Origin of the sequence: Teichococcus vastitatis, from assembly GCF_003604215.1 — a bacterium.
Lineage (GTDB): Bacteria > Pseudomonadota > Alphaproteobacteria > Acetobacterales > Acetobacteraceae > Pseudoroseomonas > Pseudoroseomonas vastitatis.
Window position 1 is genome coordinate 1 of sequence record NZ_QXGS01000139.1, and the last position, 1,508, is coordinate 1,508.

General features: G+C 63.8%; 2 protein-coding genes. Both read right to left on the minus strand.

Features of this window, described 5'->3' with window-relative positions; translation table 11 throughout:
* Window positions 1–265: 265 nt before the first annotated feature.
* Window positions 266–406, minus strand: a complete 141-nt coding sequence (locus D2K64_RS24850; RefSeq protein ID WP_157986105.1) for a hypothetical protein — start codon at window positions 404–406, stop codon at window positions 266–268.
* Between the two features lie 560 nt (window positions 407–966).
* On the minus strand, window positions 967–1,508 hold a 542-nt coding region (locus D2K64_RS23505), incomplete at its 5' end, for an alpha/beta fold hydrolase (protein WP_157986106.1).

The following is a 1,508-nucleotide window of genomic DNA, read 5'->3' on the forward strand; positions in this document are numbered from 1 at the left end:
GACTGGCGGCCTGAGATCAACCAGGACCGAGCTTATCCGGGCCGCCAAACTGTCCGGCAGATGGGGGCCACCTCATTTTAGCGGTCATCTCCATACTCCATCGCAAGATCATCGGACATATCAGGGTGAGACCGTCGTACCGAACCATCCCTCAACAACAGACGGCTTGGCTGATCCAACAGCTTGTTCCCGACGTTAGATGGCAGGTGCTGCCAAATGCGAACTCATGACTGCTCCGCCTTGGCGAGCTCCCACCACAGCGATGTCAGACTTCCTCGTCAATGCGGTTCTGCTCGATGGCCTCAAGAGGCGTCAGACCAGCATCGAAATACTTTCGCCACAGATCCGCATCAACATCGAAGGTTACCAGGGCTTCGATCTCGGTGATCCAGGTCTGGAAGTCCATGGGCTTGCTCCTGGCGCTTGACCGAGTGGTTGCCGAAGCCGCCATCTCGTATGATCTCGGGGTAACGCCTCACCCGCGCATTATGTGCCTATGGATTATCCGGCAGCACCTCGTCCTGCTAGCTGCTGTTTTGCTGAAGGCGGCGCCGTTCTCCTGAAAGCCTCTTGCGCAACTAGGTGTCTCGGTGCGCCAAGCGTCCAAAGGCCTCCGACACCGCCCGAAACGCATCCGCATTCCCTCCGACATCCGGATGCGCCGACTTGGCGGCGTGGCGATAAGCGCGCCGCAGATCGGTTCCTGAGGAAGGCATCCGATCCAGACCCAGGGTTGTGAGGTCCGGGTTCACGGGTGCAGGTGCCCGGGGCCACGACGCGCCTGGCGCCAGCAGCTTCCAGGCGTCGTTCACAGACCTCGTCGCCATAGCGAAAAGTTCGGCGTTCCAGCGCGTCAGGATGAGGCAAGTGTAGAGCATAGCCTGGAGCTAACGCATGGAACCTGATTCGGTGTCAGATCGGTCGGCCATCTGGCTCTGCCCCGGTATGCTGCCGGCGCCGACAATGTTACAAGGCCGGCAAAGCCGCGTCCTGCTGCTGGCCCGGCGCTGCGACAGCCTCGATGGCGGCCACCACCCGCTCCGGTGCACCGTGGTGAACCATGTGGCCGAGACCCGGAAGCACGTGCAGCTCACTTCTCGGCAGCGCCTGATGCAGGCGCGCGGACTGCCGCTCCACGTCGACGATCCTGTCGTCGGCGCCGGCCAGGATCGCGACCGGCAGGTGGGTCAGCTCAGCATACCGCTCCTGGAAGCCGGCCGCCCCCGGTATCATCGTGGCGGCATCCTCGGCGCTCGCCTTGACCTGCCAGGGCCGCAGCATCATCGGGATCGGCACGGCGTCGGTGAAGGCCGGGGGGACCGGCGCCGGCGCGAACATGGTCCGGATCATCTTCGGGGCGATGAGTTGCCCGACCAGCGGGCCGACCGTGTAGCGGATGGCATCGCCGATCACCGGGACCGCGGGGGGCGAGAACAGCGGCACGTCGGCCCGTGCGGTCGGGAAGTAATAGCCTGACAGGAGCACGAGACCTCGTACGGCCTCCGGAT